Annotated in this window: 15 protein-coding genes; 9 read left to right on the top strand and 6 right to left on the bottom strand. The window is 56.3% G+C overall.

Annotated features, from left to right (window positions below):
• Positions 1-7: 7 nt before the first annotated feature.
• Positions 8-1,312 carry an FAD-binding oxidoreductase gene (locus I9187_RS00600; protein WP_171178589.1) on the top strand — a complete coding sequence of 435 codons (1,305 nt, stop codon included), beginning with the start codon at positions 8-10 and terminating at the stop codon, positions 1,310-1,312.
• Between the two features lie 75 nt (positions 1,313-1,387).
• On the opposite strand, the gene dnaJ is transcribed toward I9187_RS00600, so the two are convergent.
• A complete protein-coding gene (dnaJ, locus tag I9187_RS00595) occupies positions 1,388-2,536 on the bottom strand; it encodes a molecular chaperone DnaJ (RefSeq protein ID WP_171178591.1) in 1,149 nt (382 codons plus the stop codon).
• A 74-nt stretch (positions 2,537-2,610) separates the two neighbouring features.
• Complete coding sequence (gene dnaK / locus I9187_RS00590; RefSeq protein ID WP_171178593.1) at positions 2,611-4,518, bottom strand: molecular chaperone DnaK; 1,908 nt, start codon at positions 4,516-4,518, stop codon at positions 2,611-2,613.
• Between the two features lie 212 nt (positions 4,519-4,730).
• Here dnaK and I9187_RS00585 point away from each other — a divergent pair, with 212 nt between their 5' ends.
• Positions 4,731-5,333: an alpha-ketoglutarate-dependent dioxygenase AlkB gene (locus tag I9187_RS00585; RefSeq protein ID WP_171178596.1), complete on the top strand. Its 603-nt coding sequence runs from the start codon at positions 4,731-4,733 to the stop codon at positions 5,331-5,333.
• Here I9187_RS00585 and I9187_RS00580 read toward each other — a convergent pair.
• Positions 5,330-6,154: an ABC transporter permease gene (locus tag I9187_RS00580; protein WP_171178597.1), complete on the bottom strand. Its 825-nt coding sequence runs from the start codon at positions 6,152-6,154 to the stop codon at positions 5,330-5,332. The genes I9187_RS00585 and I9187_RS00580 overlap by 4 nt on opposite strands.
• A gap of 121 nt (positions 6,155-6,275) precedes the next feature.
• On the opposite strand from I9187_RS00580, the gene cysQ reads away from it, so the two are divergent.
• The 7 genes from cysQ (at position 6,276) to I9187_RS00545 (ending at position 14,304) form a co-directional block, all read left to right on the top strand.
• Entirely contained in the window at positions 6,276-7,073 is a 798-nt protein-coding gene (gene cysQ, locus I9187_RS00575; protein ID WP_171178599.1) for a 3'(2'),5'-bisphosphate nucleotidase CysQ, read from the top strand.
• Positions 7,073-7,873: a manno-octulosonate cytidylyltransferase gene (locus tag I9187_RS00570; protein WP_171178601.1), complete on the top strand. Its 801-nt coding sequence runs from the start codon at positions 7,073-7,075 to the stop codon at positions 7,871-7,873. Before cysQ ends, I9187_RS00570 begins: the two co-directional genes overlap by 1 nt.
• Positions 7,874-7,943: 70 nt before the next feature.
• Positions 7,944-8,927, top strand: a complete 984-nt coding sequence (galE, locus tag I9187_RS00565) for a UDP-glucose 4-epimerase GalE (RefSeq protein WP_171178603.1) — start codon at positions 7,944-7,946, stop codon at positions 8,925-8,927.
• A 7-nt stretch (positions 8,928-8,934) separates the two neighbouring features.
• Positions 8,935-9,984 carry a glycosyltransferase family 2 protein gene (locus tag I9187_RS00560; protein WP_245222875.1) on the top strand — a complete coding sequence of 350 codons (1,050 nt, stop codon included), beginning with the start codon at positions 8,935-8,937 and terminating at the stop codon, positions 9,982-9,984.
• Positions 9,985-10,162: 178 nt separating this feature from the next.
• Positions 10,163-11,149 (top strand): glycosyltransferase family 2 protein, encoded by a 987-nt coding sequence (locus I9187_RS00555; RefSeq protein WP_209940100.1) that lies wholly within the window; start codon positions 10,163-10,165, stop codon positions 11,147-11,149.
• Complete coding sequence (locus tag I9187_RS00550) at positions 11,146-12,846, top strand: beta-1,6-N-acetylglucosaminyltransferase (protein WP_171237899.1); 1,701 nt, start codon at positions 11,146-11,148, stop codon at positions 12,844-12,846. Before I9187_RS00555 ends, I9187_RS00550 begins: the two co-directional genes overlap by 4 nt.
• 6 nt (positions 12,847-12,852) lie before the next feature.
• The gene (locus tag I9187_RS00545) at positions 12,853-14,304 is read left to right on the top strand and encodes a sulfotransferase family 2 domain-containing protein (RefSeq protein ID WP_171178608.1); all 1,452 of its coding nucleotides are present in this window, start codon (positions 12,853-12,855) and stop codon (positions 14,302-14,304) included.
• On the opposite strand, the gene I9187_RS00540 is transcribed toward I9187_RS00545, so the two are convergent.
• Genes I9187_RS00540 through I9187_RS00530 form a run of 3 tightly spaced genes read right to left on the bottom strand, consistent with a single transcriptional unit; the run spans position 14,288 to position 16,903 of the window.
• Positions 14,288-14,806: a L,D-transpeptidase family protein gene (locus I9187_RS00540; RefSeq protein ID WP_171178610.1), complete on the bottom strand. Its 519-nt coding sequence runs from the start codon at positions 14,804-14,806 to the stop codon at positions 14,288-14,290. The genes I9187_RS00545 and I9187_RS00540 overlap by 17 nt on opposite strands.
• Positions 14,807-14,866: 60 nt before the next feature.
• The gene (locus tag I9187_RS00535; RefSeq protein WP_171178613.1) at positions 14,867-15,652 is read right to left on the bottom strand and encodes an ion transporter; all 786 of its coding nucleotides are present in this window, start codon (positions 15,650-15,652) and stop codon (positions 14,867-14,869) included.
• A 21-nt stretch (positions 15,653-15,673) separates the two neighbouring features.
• Positions 15,674-16,903 (bottom strand): RsmD family RNA methyltransferase, encoded by a 1,230-nt coding sequence (locus I9187_RS00530; protein ID WP_171237898.1) that lies wholly within the window; start codon positions 16,901-16,903, stop codon positions 15,674-15,676.
• Positions 16,904-16,916 lie beyond the last annotated feature (13 nt).

The raw sequence follows: 16,916 nt of genomic DNA, 5'->3' as shown, positions 1-16,916 counted from the left end.
GATTTTTATGTTCGCAACACCACCTGCCATGGCCACGCGGCCGAACTCGCTTTGGGCCAGCACTGCGCCGTCAATGCCCGACAGCCCACAATTGACCGGCGATCTGCACGCGGACGTGTCCATTCTGGGCGCTGGCTTCACCGGTCTGCGCGCAGCATTGGCCTTGGCCGAGGCAGGTACGTCAGCCGTCGTACTCGATGCCGGTGATGTAGGCTGGGGCGCATCGGGGCGCACTGGCGGGCAGGTCAATCCTATGCTGCCTTTCAACTCACCCAAAGACTTACAGCTTATGCTGGGACAGACTTATTTTGAGCGTCTGACCGAAGTGTCTCTGAATTCCGCCGACGAATTGTTCTCGTTGATCGACACCTATCAAATCCCGTGCCAAGCCCGGCAGAAGGGCTGGCTGAGGGTACTGCACAACGACCGGGCCTTGCAAAAGGCCGAGGCGGACGTGAAAGCCTGGAACGAATTTGGCGCAGGAATGGAGCTTCTGCGTGGGGATGATCTGCGAATCACCTCGGGCACTGCTGCCTATTCCAGTGGTGTCGTGACCCCACGCGGTGGCGCCGTACAGCCAATGATGCTGGCGCGCGGCGTAGCAGGTGCCGCCCAACAACGCGGCGTTTCGATTTTTGGAAACAGCGCTGTCACCTCGATGAACAAGGTCGGCGGTAAGTGGCAACTGCGCACAGATCAGGGTTCGGTCACCTCTGACACTGTGATCGTTGCAACCAACGGCTATACCGGCCCACTGGTGCCGAAACTACCCAACAGCATCATGCCTCTGACCCCGATCCAGATTGCAACAGACCCGTTGCCGGAAGACGTCATTGCTTCGATCCTGCCACAGGGGCACACAATCTCGGACAGCCGACGGATCATCATGTATGCACGGCGAGAGCCAGACAATCGGTTGGTCTACGGTGGGTTGGGCCGCATGGACCGCGCGGGCAACCTGGGCGGTTTCGATTGGCTTCAACGAGACGCCGAACGCGTTTTTCCTCAGGTGAAAGGAGCCAACTGGTCCCATCATTGGGGCGGGCGCATCGCGGTTACCGACGACCACCTGCCTCACCTGCATGAACCGCAGCCGGGCCTTTTAATCGGGCTAGGCTACAACGGGCGCGGCGTTGCAATGTCACATGTGATGGGCCGCGTTCTAGCCGAGCGTGCCCTGGGCGCTGACTCTGAATCTCTGACCTTTCCAACAACACCGGTGCGGGCCATGTCCTATCGCCCGTTCAAGATTGCAGGTCTGGGAACGGCGATCTGGTCGATGCGTTTCATGGATTGGCTGGAAACCAGATAGTGCCAAACGAAGCCATGTCGTTTTGATTTTTACAACGGTCAAAACGTAAAAGAGGCGGCAATCGCCGCCTCAGTCTTAGCCTTTCATTCCGTCCCAGAAGGATTTGACGGAAGAGAAAAAGCTTTTGGATTCCGGGTGGTTGTCTTCACCCAGGTCCTCAAACTCGCGCAGCAGCTCTTTCTGACGACTGGTCAGGTTGACCGGAGTTTCCACCGCCAGTTCGATGAACATATCACCAACGCCACCACCACGCAGGGCGGGCATGCCTTTGCCACGCAGGCGCATCTGGCGACCTGACTGACTGCCGGCTGGAATCTGGACACGGCCCCGTCCACCATCAATGGTCGGAACTTCGATCGAACCGCCCAGCGCGGCCTTGGCCATGCTAACCGGAACCCGGCAATAAAGGTTTACGCTGTCGCGTTCGAACAGTTTGTGGTCGGAGACCTCGACAAAGATATAGAGATCGCCCGGAGGACCGCCGCGCATCCCAGCTTCGCCCTCGCCAGCCAGCCGAATCCGTGTTCCGGTTTCAACACCAGCTGGGATATTGACGGACAAAGCACGATCTTTTTCGACACGGCCGGAACCCTGGCAGGATTTGCAGGGGTTCTTGATGATCTGACCCAGCCCAGAACAGGTCGGGCAGGTGCGTTCAACCGTAAAGAAGCCCTGTTGCGCCCGCACTTTGCCCATGCCCGAACAAGTGGGGCAGGTTGTGGGTTCAACGCCACCTTCAGCGCCGGTTCCGTCACAGGACGAACAGGCCACGGCGGTGGGGACGTTAATGGTTTTCTGCAGGCCCGAGAACGCCTCTTCCAGCGACACGCGCAGGTTATAGCGCAGGTCCGAGCCGCGCGCGGCGCGACGGCCGCCGCCTCCTCCGCGTTGACCGCCCATGAAGTCGCCGAACAGGTCATCGAACACATCCGAGAACGCGCTGGAGAAATCGCCCTGACCAAAGCCGCCGCCAGGACGCCCGCCGCCACCCATACCGTTTTCAAAGGCTGCGTGGCCAAAACGGTCGTAGGCCGCCTTGCGTTCGGCGTCTTTCAGAACGTCATAGGCTTCGTTCGCTTCCTTGAACTGCGCCTCGGCATCCGGGTTGTCCTTGTTACGGTCGGGATGCAATTCTTTGGCTTTCTTGCGAAAACCCTTTTTGATCTCGTCCGCCGATGCACCTTTGGCTACGCCGAGCACATCGTAATAGTCGCGTTTTGACATCAGTGTTTCCTTCTGCCTCAACGTAATCGGGCCGGCCCGGCAACCGGACCGGCCCGAATTGGCCCGGTTACCCGTTAGTTACGCTTGTCGTTGTCCAGATCTTCGAACTCGGCATCGACAATGTCATCGTCACCCGGTGCGGCGTCGGCTGCTGCGGGCTCTTCTTCGCCTTCTTCGGCTTGCGCCTTATAGATGGCTTCGCCCAGCTTCATGGCCGCTTCGGTGACGTTCTGGATGCCCGACTTGATCTTGTCGGCATTCTCGGTCTCCAGCTCGTCCTTCAAAGCGGCGATCGCCAGCTCGATGGCTTCGATGGTGGTCGGGTCGACCTTGTCGGAATGCTCTTCCATCGACTTCTCGGTCGAGTGGATAAGGCTTTCCGCCTGGTTCTTGGCGTCGACCAGTTCGCGGCGTTCCTTGTCGGCTTCCGCGTTCTCTTCGGCGTCCTTGACCATCTTTTCGATGTCCTCGTCGGACAGACCGCCCGAAGCCTGGATGGTGATCTTCTGCTCTTTGCCGGTGCCTTTGTCTTTGGCCGAAACCGAGACAATGCCGTTGGCGTCGATGTCAAACGTCACCTCGATCTGAGGCATACCGCGCGGTGCGGGCGGGATGTCTTCAAGGTTGAACTGACCCAGGATCTTGTTGTCCGCAGCCATTTCACGCTCACCCTGGAACACGCGGATGGTCACGGCATTCTGGTTGTCCTCGGCGGTCGAGAAGACCTGAGACTTCTTGGTCGGGATCGTGGTGTTGCGGTCGATCAGACGGGTGAACACGCCACCCAGAGTCTCGATGCCCAGCGACAGCGGGGTCACGTCAAGCAGAACAACGTCTTTAACGTCGCCTTGCAGAACACCGGCCTGAATGGCGGCGCCCATAGCAACCACTTCGTCCGGGTTCACACCCTTGTGCGGCTCTTTCCCGAAGAATTTGGTGACCTCTTCGATCACTTTCGGCATCCGGGTCATACCACCAACCAGAACAACTTCGTCCACGTCAGCAGCCGACAGACCGGCGTCTTTCAGAGCGGCAGCGCAAGGCTTCATCGACTTTTTGATCAGGTCCGACACCAGCGATTCCAGCTTGGCACGGGTCAGTTTCATGACCATGTGCAGCGGCTGACCGTTCGAACCCATCGAGATGAACGGCTGGTTGATTTCGGTCTGCGAGGTCGAAGACAGCTCGATCTTGGCTTTTTCAGCGGCCTCTTTCAGACGCTGCAGGGCCATCTTGTCTTGGGACAGATCGACGCCGTGTTCCTTTTTGAACTCATCCGCCAGGTAGTTGACGATGCGCATGTCAAAGTCTTCACCACCCAGGAAGGTGTCACCGTTGGTCGATTTGACCTCGAACAGGCCGTCATCGATTTCCAGGATGGTCACGTCGAAGGTACCACCACCAAGGTCATAAACCGCGATGGTTTGGGTTTCTTCCTTGTCCAGACCATAGGCCAGAGCAGCCGCTGTCGGTTCGTTGATGATCCGCAGCACTTCCAGACCGGCGATTTTACCGGCGTCTTTGGTGGCCTGACGCTGTGCGTCGTTGAAGTAGGCCGGTACGGTGATGACTGCTTGTGTGACTTCTTCACCCAGATAGCTCTCGGCGGTTTCCTTCATCTTGCCCAGAGTGAAGGCCGAGATCTGGCTTGGGGAGTACTTTTCACCGCGGGCCTCGACCCACGCGTCACCATTGCCGCCATCAACGATGGCGTACGGCACCATTTTCTTGTCTTTTTCGACTTCTGCATCATCCACACGACGGCCGATCAGACGCTTGACGCCAAAGATCGTGTTGTCGGGGTTGGTGACCGCCTGACGCTTTGCAGGCTGACCGACCAGTCGCTCATCTTCGGTGAAGGCGACGATCGAGGGCGTGGTCCGCGCCCCTTCTGCGTTTTCGATGACCTTCGGCTGCGAGCCGTCCATGATGGCCACACACGAGTTGGTGGTTCCGAGGTCAATCCCGATGACTTTTCCCATTTTTGCAATCCCTTTCTCTTCAAGGCGATGTCCCGAGAACCGGACCCGTTACGGCATCCCGTCCCCGATCTGATGTGCGCGACAGCACTACCATCGCGCGTCCCGGCGTATATAAGGGCGAGACCAAGGGCCTGCAAGCACCGTAAAAGGCAGGTTTTCGGGAATCTGTGGCCTTTTTTGGCAAGGATTTGGAAAGGATTGGGGTTTCCGGAATGGCGCGGCTGATTTTGCGGGGGTTCGACATCAGAAAAGGCCATCTGGATCCTGCCACCCAGACGCAGGTCATCGCTGATCTGCGGCCGATTCTGAAATCCGCGCCCTTGTTTCGCCCCGTCACGCCTTCGGGCAAAGAGATGTCGGTGCGTATGACCTCGGCCGGGGATTTGGGTTGGGTGACAGACAAGGCAGGCTACCGTTATCAGGAACAGCATCCCAAGGGCGGAGTTTGGCCCGGCATTCCCAACAGTATTTTGGGTATCTGGCATGACTTGGTCAGCACGGAACATGAGCCGGATTGCTGTTTGGTCAATTATTATGGCGAAGGCGCAAAGATGGGCCTGCATCAGGACAAGGACGAGGCTGATTTTTCCTGGCCCGTGTTGTCAATTTCTCTGGGCGATGACGCCCTGTTTCGCATTGGCAACACCACCCGTGGCGGCAAGACCGAGTCGATCTGGCTCAGCTCGGGGGATGTGGTCGTTATGGGTGGGTCCGCACGGTTGGCATATCACGGGGTGGACCGGATCAGATTCGGATCGTCGCGCCTGTTGCCTAAGGGCGGGCGGATCAATCTGACACTGCGGGTGGCGCGTTAACGGCGGGCATTCCAGCTTTGCGAAACATGCTGGCGCGTAAAGAACTCACCCATCAATCCGATCATCAACAAGGCGATCCCGACCCAAAGCGCGTATTCCCAACTGGTGTTGCGGGGGAAATAGTTCTGAAAAATGAAACCGCGGCACTGATCAATGATGTGAAAAAGCGGATTCCAGGCGAACATCATCAACAACCATCCGCCCATCGTGTTTGCGACAAACATTTTACCGGAAAACACCATGTTCATTCGGCGGTAAATGTTTGACAGCATAGCAACGGTTGTCGGGAACCAGGGTTTGATCGCCATGAACACAAGCCCGATCGCGCATCCGGTGAACCAGGCCAGTAAAACCATCCCAAAGGCACCACCGGGATTCTCAATGTCCAAAGGGGCGACTGCAACATTGTAAATGAACAGAAGGACGCACATGGCCATCACCTGTTTGTACAGCGTGCCGAAAGCCGCCGCCAGGATAAGGACCATCGCATTCATTGGTGAATGCAGCGTCATTGGGTTGTTGGCCGAACCAACCCCGGAAATCGACCCAATCGACTGGATATGCATCATAAACGGAAGGACGCCGGACAGGATATACAGCAGGAATTCACCCCTGATCTTGGCTATGCCACCCCGACCCAGCAATGTCATGAGCAGGTAGAACACCATGCACATCACCACCAGTTGTATGACGTTAATCAAAATGGCGATAACCGCATTCGGGTGCTGTGCCCGCACATTTCTGACAACAGCATGGAACACAAGCTCAGCAGTTGTGAACGCGCCGCCCAGCAGCGATTGATTGCGCTTGAAGTAAAACACTCGAAGGTCTTTCCTGCCTCGTCGCCCTCAATCTGGCATGAATATCTTGCCGTTCCGTAACCGCCACATCATAAGTCGGTCATGAGTTTGGATCAACAAACCACAGGAACGGAGCATTTTTGTGACCTATGACGCGCTTATCCCAGTCATCCGACGTCTTGCCCTTCAGGCGGGTGATAAGATCATGGAGATTTATGAGGCAGATGATTTCGATGTCAAAGTCAAATCTGACTCCAGCCCAGTAACCGAGGCAGATGAGGCTGCAGACGCATTGATTTCCGCCGGTTTGCGCGCAGCTTTCCCGGATATTCTGCTGGTCACTGAAGAACAGGCGGCTTCGCATTCGGAAAAAGGTGATACGTTCCTGATAGTTGATCCGCTGGACGGCACCAAAGAATTCATCAACCGCCGTGGCGACTTTACCGTCAACATTGCGCTGGTCGAAAACGGAACACCAACGCGAGGTGTTGTTTATGCCCCAGCTCGCGGTCGTATGTTCTACACACAAGCAGATGGCCGTTCGGTCGAGGAAACCGGCGCGTTTGACAAGGACACACCTGGTGATTTGACGAATATTTCAGTCTCTAAACCAGACAATTCGGCGCTTTTGGTCGTGGCTTCGAAATCCCACAGGGATCAGGCGACCGAGGATTACATCAGCAAGTACCAAGCCAAAGACAGCAAAAGCGCAGGGTCTTCCCTCAAGTTCTGTCTGGTGGCCACCGGTGAAGCGGATATCTACCCTCGTGTCGGTCGCACAATGGAATGGGATACAGCGGCAGGTCACGCGGTTCTGGCCGGGGCCGGTGGCCAGGTGGTGCGTTTTGACGACCATTCGCCGCTGCTCTATGGCAAAGAAGGCTATGCCAACCCGTTTTTTATCGCCTACGCTCCGGGTGTTGAACTAAAGGAAGCCTGATGTCTGTTCTGATTGCCATCCCCGCCCGCTATGCCTCGACCCGCTATCCGGGCAAGCCGTTGGTGCCGCTATCTGGTGCCACAGGCACTGCGATGACGCTGATCGAACGGTCCTGGCGCGCAGCCAAGTCTGTCTCGGGCGTTGATCGGGTGGTCGTTGCAACGGATGACGATCGTATCCGCGAGGTCTCGGAAGGGTTTGGGGCCGAAGTGGTGATGACTTCGGAAAGCTGTCAGAACGGCACCGAACGCTGCGCCGAAGCGCATGAGGTTCTGGGGGCTGGGTATGATATGGTGGTCAACCTTCAGGGCGACGCGCCACTGACGCCACACTGGTTTGTAGAAGACCTGATCGCGGGCCTGCGCGCGGCGCCGGATGCTGGTGTGGCCACGCCTGTGCTGCGCTGTGACGGCGACGCGCTGAACAGTTTGCTGAACGACCGAAAGCATGACCGTGTCGGAGGAACCACCGCTGTGTTCGGTCGCGATCACAGCGCGATGTATTTCTCGAAAGAGGTCGTGCCGTTTACCTCGCAGACCTATGCAGGCGACGAGCCGACCCCGGTGTTTCATCACGTGGGTGTATATGCTTATCGGCCCGATGCGCTTGCCGCATATCCAGGCTGGCCCACCGGCCCGCTGGAGCAATTGGAAGGCCTGGAGCAGCTTCGGTTCATGGAGAACGGCCGCAAGGTACTGTGCGTCGAAGTCGAGGCCAAGGGCCGCCAGTTCTGGGAACTGAACAACCCGCAGGATGTCCCAAAAATCGAAGAGATGATGGCGGCGATGGGGTTGGAATAACCGATTTTCCCCATGACATCCGGCGGTGCTCAAATTTTAAGTATAGTTAACTCGTTTTAAAGGACGCATCATGACAACTATCCTTGTTACTGGCGGTGCAGGGTATATCGGCTCGCACGCGTGCAAAGCGCTGGCGCAAGCGGGTTATGTGCCTGTGACATATGACAATCTGGTCACGGGTTGGCAGGATGCGGTGAAATACGGCCCTTTCGAGCAGGGCGACCTGCTGGACCGCGCGCGTCTGGACGAGGTGTTTGCCAAACACCAACCGGCAGCCGTGATGCATTTTGCGGCCCTAAGCCAGGTGGGCGACGCGATGAAGCAGCCCGGATTGTACTGGTCAAACAACGTCACCGGTTCGTTGACCTTGATCGAAGCTGCGGTTGCAGCCGGGTGTTTGAATTTTGTGTTCTCGTCCACATGCGCCACCTATGGTGAACATGACAACGTGGTTCTGGATGAATCCACCGCGCAGTATCCACTGAATGCCTATGGTGCATCGAAACGTGCAATCGAAGATATCCTGAAAGATTTCGAAGCGGCCCACGGCCTGCGCCACGTCATTTTCCGCTATTTCAACGTTGCCGGGGCAGACCCTGACGGAGACGTTGGTGAATTCCACCAGCCCGAAACGCACCTGATCCCTCTGATGCTGGATGCGATCGACGGCAAACGCGAAGGCCTGACCGTCTTTGGGACCGACTATGACACCCCCGACGGCACATGTATCCGCGACTATGTACATGTCTGCGATCTGGTCGACGCGCATGTTCTGGGGCTGGAATGGCTGGAACAAGGCAAGGAAAGCCGTGTTTTCAATCTGGGCACCGGATCAGGATTTTCCGTGTTGGAGGTAATCGAGCAATCCAAATCCGTTACCAACCGCCCTGTGCCTTATTCAACCGGGCCTCGTCGGGCAGGCGATTGTACCAAGCTGGTCTCGGGCTCTGTTCGGGCTGAAACTGAACTGGGATGGATGCCAAAACGCTCCACGTTAGAGACAATGATAGCGGATGCCTGGCGCTGGCATCAGAACGGCCACTACGAGAAATGAGGCTAAATTGACCTTCAGCGCGTTACAAAAGCTGCCCAAGATCGGCTGGCGGCAAAAGTATCAGCTGCGCTGGAAACGTCGGCGGCTTCTGTGGCGATCCTTTCGCAGCCGGAACCAGTTGACCTGCCTGAACGATCGGACCGGCAAGATCCGCGCTGGTGACGTGCTGGCTTTTACCACTCTGCGCAACGAAATGACCCGCCTTTCCTGGTTTCTTCGCCACTACCGCCAGTTGGGTGTGCGCCACTTTCTGGTCGTCGACAATGGCAGCGATGACGGCTCGGCAGAGTATCTCTTGGATCAACCAGATGTTTCTGTCTGGCAAACCTATTCAAGCTATCGGGGATCACGATTTGGTCTGGATTGGCTGACTTGGCTCCAGATGCGGCATGGACACGCGCACTGGTGTCTTATGGTCGATGCGGATGAGCTGTTGGTTTATTCCCATTGCGATACCCGGCCCCTTCAGGACCTGACACATTGGCTGGAGCAGAAAGGGCGGGTTGGTTTTGGCGCGTTGATGCTGGACCTCTATCCCAAAGGTCCGTTGGGCCGCGACACCTATGACCCGGATACCGACCCAACAGATCTGCTGTGTTGGTTCGATGCGGGGCCATATCGCGCAGAGCGACAAAGCCCGATTGGCAATCTGTGGGTTCAAGGCGGCGCAAGGGAACGGATGTTCTTCACCCAGACGCGGCAGCGCTCTCCCACTCTGAACAAGATTCCACTGATCCGCTGGTCGCGGCGGTATGCGTATGTGAACTCATGCCACTCGGCCCTGCCGCGCCACCTGAACGCAGCTTATGATGGGCCCGGTGGAGCGGCGCCTTCGGGAGTATTGCTGCACACAAAATTCCTGCCGGAGATTGTTGAAAAGTCCAAATCGGAAAAAGAACGACGCCAGCACTTTCATGATCCAAGCCAATTTGCGGCGTATTATGACGGGATCATTAATCAGCCGGTCATGTGGACTCCACAATCAGTCCGTTATACCGGCTGGAAACAGTTGCAACAAATGGGGTTGATGCCTGGCGGGGATTGGGGCCTGCAATGAAAATACGACAGTCAACCGCACGTTTACACTTTGTCGGTTTAAAAAAGTTGCCTCAGAAGATGCATAGGTGGCATAAACCGGTAATGCCTTGTCCTGCCAACTGGAAAGACGAGGTCGGGGAAAGCTCGCGTAATAATAAAGGTTGGGCAGTCACGTGAGCCTGTTCGAATCCTACAAAATGCGATTGCGGCGCAAGCGCCGTATTCTGCGCTGCCTCAGACGAAGCCGTGAACTGAAACCCGCCAGCGTCAACACATCGGCCATCCGACACGACGACATTCTTCTAATGAGCGTTGTCCGGAACGAAAAAATCCGCCTGCCGTTTTTCCTGGAATACTACCGCAAACTGGGCATCAACCACTTTTTGTTCATCGACAACAATAGCGATGACGGAAGTTTCGAATTCCTACAAGAACAGGCCGACGTGTCAGTTTGGCGAACGACAACCAGCTACAAACGCGCGGGCTATGGTCTGGACTGGTCGAACTACATTTTGCGGATATACGCACATGGTCATTGGGTTCTGACCGTCGATCCGGATGAATTCTTCATCTATCCGTTTTGCGACACCCGCCCTATACGCGCATTGACGGATTGGCTGGATGGCAGCGCCGTGCGCAGTTTTGGAACCATGCTGATCGACATGTACCCCGAAGGTCCGGTAGATGCAGAACCCTACCGCGAGGGGCAGAACCCGTTCGAAATCGCGCGCTGGTTCGATCCCGGGAACTACATGATCACCAAGAACCCGGATTATAAGAACCTGTGGATTCAAGGCGGTCCTAGAGCGCGCGTGTTTTTTCGCGAAAACCCCTCCAAAGCGCCTGCGTTGAACAAGATTCCCTTGGTGAAGTGGGATCGGCGCTATGTCTATGTCAGCTCGACCCATTCGCTTTTGCCGCGGGGTTTGAACCAAGTTTATGACGAGTGGGGCGGGGAAAAAGCCAGCGGGTCACTGCTTCATGCCAAACTGATCGACACCCTTGGCGACAAAGCGCGCGAGGAACTGCAGCGCGGTCAACATTACCGCGGATCAGGTGAATACAAAGCCTATGCCGCACAGCTTGAGGAAAAACCCGTTTTCTGGTGCCAATGGTCCGAGGCTTACATCAATTGGCGACAGCTTGAGATTCTGGGCCTTATGTCCAAGGGGAATTGGGCATGAGTAGCCTGGGCATCGTCATGCTGGTCCATACTTCGCTGGACCGAGCCGAGCAGGTGGCGCGCCATTGGACGGCTGCGGGATGTCCGGTTGTGGTGCACGTGGATCGCAAAGTCCCGGATGGCACTTACGCCCGTTTTGTCGCGTCCTGCTCAAACGATCCCGATATCGTTTTTTCTGAACGTCACCGGTGCGATTGGGGCGGCTGGGGCATCGTCGCTGCCTCGCAAAGCGCATCCGAATTGATGCTTGAGCAATTTCCCGACGTTCGGCACGCGTTTCTGTCTTCAGGAGCATGCCTGCCCCTGCGTCCGGTTCAGGAGCTAATCGATTACCTGGCTGAACGGCCCCGCGTGGATTTTATCGAAAGCGCAACGACATCCGATGTCAGCTGGACCATTGGCGGTCTGGATCATGAACGGTTTACCCTGCGGTTCCCATTCTCGTGGCGCAAACAGCGCAAGCTGTTTGACACCTATGTCAGGCTACAGCGTGCCGTGGGGTACCGCAGACAAATTCCAGATGGTTTGGTGCCTCATATGGGCAGCCAGTGGTGGTGCCTGACCCGCCAGACACTCTCAGCCATCCTTCAAGATCCCAAACGTAAACAATACGACAAGTATTTCCGCCATGTTTGGATTCCGGATGAAAGCTATTTCCAGACCCTTGCACGACAATATTCGACGCATATCGAAAGCCGATCCCTGACTCTGTCCAAATTCGATTACCAGGGCCGTCCACATATTTTCTATGACGATCACCTGCAATTGCTGCGACGCTCGGATTGCTTTGTTGCCCGTAAGATCTGGCCTCAGGCCGAACGACTGTATCAGGCATTTCTGACGGACCAGACCAGTGCCATGAAACCGGCTGAGCCCAATCCCGGCAAGATCGACCGCATCTTCTCGAAAGCGGTGGAACGGCGGACGCGAGGACGCGACGGGCTTTATATGCAAAGCCGCTTTCCACGGCACGGCAGCGAAAACGGCCTGACATCTTCGCCTTATTCTGTATTCCAGGGATTTTCCGAGCTGTTTGAGGATTTTGAATCCTGGCTTGTGACCACCACGGGAGCAAAAGTCCATGGGCACTTGTTCGGACCTGATCGCGCCGAATTTGAACAAGGGGAAACCATCACAAACGGCGCCCTTAGCGACAGCGCAACTTTACGGGATTACAACCCCACAGCATTCCTGTCGAACCTGATCTGGAACACGCGGGGGGAACGGCAGTGTTTTCAGTTCAGCCCAAGAGACACGCAAGAGATCAACTGGTTTTTGGCGCGCGACAAGAACGCCCAGATTTCGGTCATCACCGGAGCCTGGGCAATTCCATTGTTCCGTTCAAACCTCAACTTCTCGGAGATCCGGTGCGAAGCGGCACGGTTGCAGCAGATTGAAACCAAGCAGCTCGAGGTTTTGACCTCGGTCTGGACCAAAGCCCGCATGCGCAGTTGGACCTTGGCCGATTTCATTGAATCGCCGATGGATCCGTTACAGACGATTCTGGATGAGATCGGCGCACATCAGGCCAGCCACTTGACCGAAGTGCCCACCATGGTTGATCTGACCGGTTTCGGGAAGTTCCTGCAAAATCTGAAGAATCAGGGTATGCACCCATATCTGATGGGTGATTTCCCGTCTGACGATGTGTTTGGTCGGCAGACAAAACCTTTCCGAAAACCCTATCTGGTGCAGTGACGGCCAATGGCAGCCAAATATGATTACTTTGTTGTACTGGCGGCCATGCGCACAGGGTCTAACCTGCTGGAGGCAAACCTGAACGCGCTTGACAGCGTGACCTGCCATGGCGAGGCGTTTAATCCCCATTTTGCCGGGAATCTGCAGTCAGATACACTGCTGGGCCTGACGCTGGAAGACCGTGACGCAGATCCGATGAAGCTGCTGAAAGCCATTCGTACAGCACCCGGTGACATCAACGGGTTCCGGTATTTCGAAGAACACGATCCGCGCATTCTGAAGCCCGTTTTGAATGACCATCGCTGCGCAAAGATCATTCTGACCCGCAATCCACTGGACAGCTACCTGTCCTTGAAGATCGCGCGGACCACACAGCAATGGCTGCTGAAGAATGTTAAACGCCGCGTCGATGCCCAAGTCACCTTTGATGCACAGGAATTCTTGGATTATCTGGAACAGGTCCAGAGCCATCAGCACATGCTGCGGCGACATTTGCAAAAGACAGGTCAGAGCGCTTTTTTCATCTCCTATGAAGACCTGACTGAAATGGACGTCCTGAACGGCCTAGCCGAATGGCTGGGGGTCAAAGCGCGACTGACCCGGCTGGACGACACGCTGAAACCGCAAAACCCAGCGCCCGCAGTGTCAAAAGTCACAAATCCTGACGACATGACGCGTGCGCTGGCGGATGTCGACCAGTTTGGGCTGCATCACACCTCTCGCTTTGAGCCGCAGCGCGGTGCCGCCGTCCCGCAATACGTCGCGGCACCAAAGTCGGCCTTGATGTATTTGCCCATTCGTAACGGATTAGAGGCTGTTATAAACCAATGGCTGGCCGATCTGGACGGCGGTAAGACTGGTGATCTAATCACCGATCGCAACCGCAAACAGATCCGCGCCTGGTTGAGGAACCACACCGGTCACCGAAAATTCACAGTCCTGCGCCATCCGTTGGCGCGGGCGCATACCGCGTTTTGCCAACACATTCTAAGTACTGGACCTGGCAGCTACAAAATGGTGCGCAACTATCTGCGGAACCGACTAAAGGTGCCGATTCCAGGGCAGGTGCGGGACACCAATTATTCTGTCGCGCAGCACCGTGATGCGTTTTTAGCCTTTCTCGGCTTCCTACGTCTTAACCTCAACAATCAAACCCCAATCCGCGTTGACGGGACATGGTGCAGCCAATCCCGGGTTCTGGACGGGATTTCCGGTTTCCTTTTGCCAGACCTGATCCTGCGGGAAGAAGACCTGACCACAGCGCTTCCAGCGCTTGCACGAGATATCGGTCATTCAAACCCGCCAAAGCCCAGCACACGCGCGCCTGATGAACCGTTTACGCTGGACCAGATCTATGATGCTGAGCTAGAGGCGCTGGCAGAGGACGTCTACCAGCATGACTATGAGGTGTTCGGGTTTGGAGCCTGGGCCCCGGTGCCGCCTAGGGACGCAAAGTGATTAGCGTGCCTTTGTTGACCATCGCATAAATCTCTTCAATCTCGTCATTCTTGACAGCGATGCATCCTGCGGTCCAATCGGGTGTTTTCCGCGCGCGCTTGAGCTCTGACCGAAGATTCGGCTGGCCGTGAATAAAGATATCACCGCCCGGATTAACGCCTGCTGCCTTGGCCTGAGCGATATCCTGAGAGTTGGGGTAGGAAATACCTAACGATAGGTGATAGCGGCTTCGCGGATTTCTGCGGTCAATCAGATAGCTGCCCTCTGGCGTGCGACCATCCCCTTTTTTGGTTTTGGTGCCTCGTGGCGCAAATCCCAAATCCACATCGTATTCTCGCAAAACCTGCTCATGATGCAGCAGATAGAGTTTGCGTGCGCCTTTGTTGACCACCAAAGAGGTCACTTCGGGCCCATCATAAGTCAAAAATCTTGGGCCAGCTTTGGCACAAGCCGTAAGGCTCAGCGTTGCCATAGCCCCCAATCCGAATGCTCGACGATCCATTTTTCACTGCCTGCTCTGTTTTTTGGAGATTAATATGCCAAAAACCTTGCGAAACGGAAATCACTTTTTGCTGTTCATCTGCTCGGCCAGACGGCGTTCGATGCTTTCCAGCCGTTCCAGCACTTCGTCGCGATAGGCATCGGTTTTAACCTCGTCCTCGGCATGGTGTGCGTCCTGCATCGAGTTCACGATCAAACCCACCAACAGGTTCACCACGGCAAAGGTCGTGACCATGATAAATGGCACAAAAAACAGCCAGGCGTAGGGATATACCTCCATCACGGGGCGGACGATGCCCATGGACCAGCTTTCCAACGTCATGATTTGGAACAAGGTATAGGCCGACAGGCCCAGATCACCGAACCAGGCGGGAAATGACACCGAGAACAGTTTGGTCGAGATTACCGCGCCGATGTAGAATAGGATTGCCATCAACAAGAAGACACTGGCCATCCCGGGCAGGGCCGAAATAAAGCCTTCGACCACGCGGCGCAGGCGGGGCGCCACGGAAATCACGCGCAACACCCTCAGGATCCGCAGGGCACGCAGCACGGAAAGACCACCAGCACTGGGGACAAGTGCGACACCCACGATCAGGAAATCGAATATATTCCAACCGCTTGTAAAGAATCTGCGCCCGGTCGCGATCAGCTTTATTGTGATCTCAGCCACGAAGATGGCAAGGCACAGCTTGTCTAGCGTGACAATCAGCGGTCCTGCTGCGTTCATCAAAGTGGGTGATGTCTCCATCCCCAAAAGAATTGCGTTGAAAATTATGACTGCCGTGATGAAACGCCCGAAAGCCGGGGCTTCGATGATGGTCAGCAAACGCTGTTTGACACTCATGTGTCGCGATCTCCTGTCTGGTCAAGATGCGGCGTTCAGGACAAAGCGCGCAGCAAGTTCCGTGTGTGACGACCACCGAAATTGGTCAACGACCTGTACCCATTCAAGGGTGTAGCCTGCGTTAACAAGGATTTTTGCGTCCCGCGCAAAGCTCACCGGGTTGCAGGAAACATAGGCAATCACTGGTCGACTGGCTTGAGCCAACTCCTCCACCTGCGCCTCGGCTCCGGCGCGGGGCGGGTCTAAAACAATCGCGTCAAAGGCCTTTAGTTCATCAGGCATCAATGGACGACGAAACAGGTCGCGGGCCTCAGTTGTTACGCGTTTCAAACCCTGCGCTCTGCGCCAGCCCTGATCCAGCGCCTGAACCATTGCGGCCTCGCCTTCCACAGCATGAACTTCGGCTTTTTGGGCCAGGGGAAGCGAAAACGTACCGCTACCTGAAAACAGGTCGACGGCGCGCTTTGCACCCTCTGTTGCCTCCAAAACCGCCTGTAATAGAGCCTGTTCTCCGTCCTTGGTCGCTTGCAAGAACGCACCGGACGGCGGAGTGACGGCGGCTCTTCCAAACCGCTGAACCGGCGCCTGTCGCATAGCGATCACTTCACCGTCCCAACTCAGCCGCGCCAACCCGTGTTTCTCGGTCGCTTGAGCCAGCGCTAGTTCCAGCGGACCGTCCAAGGGTTTGCCGCCTCTAACAGCTACATCCAATCCGCCTTCGGAGAGTGTCAGTGTCACCGCCAGAACACCCTTACGGCTTCCACCCAGAACGGCCAGCGCCTCGGCCACAGGAATGGCCGCGGTCAACTCGGGGTCCAACAACCGGCAGTCGGGGATTTCCGTGATCGTGTCCGACGCGCGACCATGAAACCCGGCCAACGTACCTTTCTTTGTTCGTCTTACAGCAACCGTTGCACGCCTGCGCGACTGTTCGGGTGACGTGTGGATCGGGCGCATCTGTGCATCCAGACCCTGCGCGGCCAAGGCGTTGCGCACAATTTCAAGCTTCCAATCGGCCACAAAGGCGTCAGAGGCATGCTGCAACTGACACCCGCCGCAGGCTTTGTAGTGGCGACACGGCGCCTTGACCCGATCTTCGGATGGCGTTTCCACCCGGATATCGGTCAGCACTTGACCCGTCAAAGTGCCGCTTACGACCTCACCTGGTAGAGTGCGCGGGGCATAGACGGGGCCATCGGCAATACCATCGCCCTGATGGCCGAGCCGTGTGATTGTGAATCGCTGCGTCATGAAGGGCCTGATA

It is taken from the genome of Ruegeria sp. HKCCE4148 (genome assembly GCF_017872495.1).
In the GTDB taxonomy this organism is placed as follows: Bacteria; Pseudomonadota; Alphaproteobacteria; order Rhodobacterales; family Rhodobacteraceae; genus Ruegeria.
Note: the sequence above shows the minus strand (reverse complement) of the source record. Positions and strands in the feature narration are given on the sequence as shown.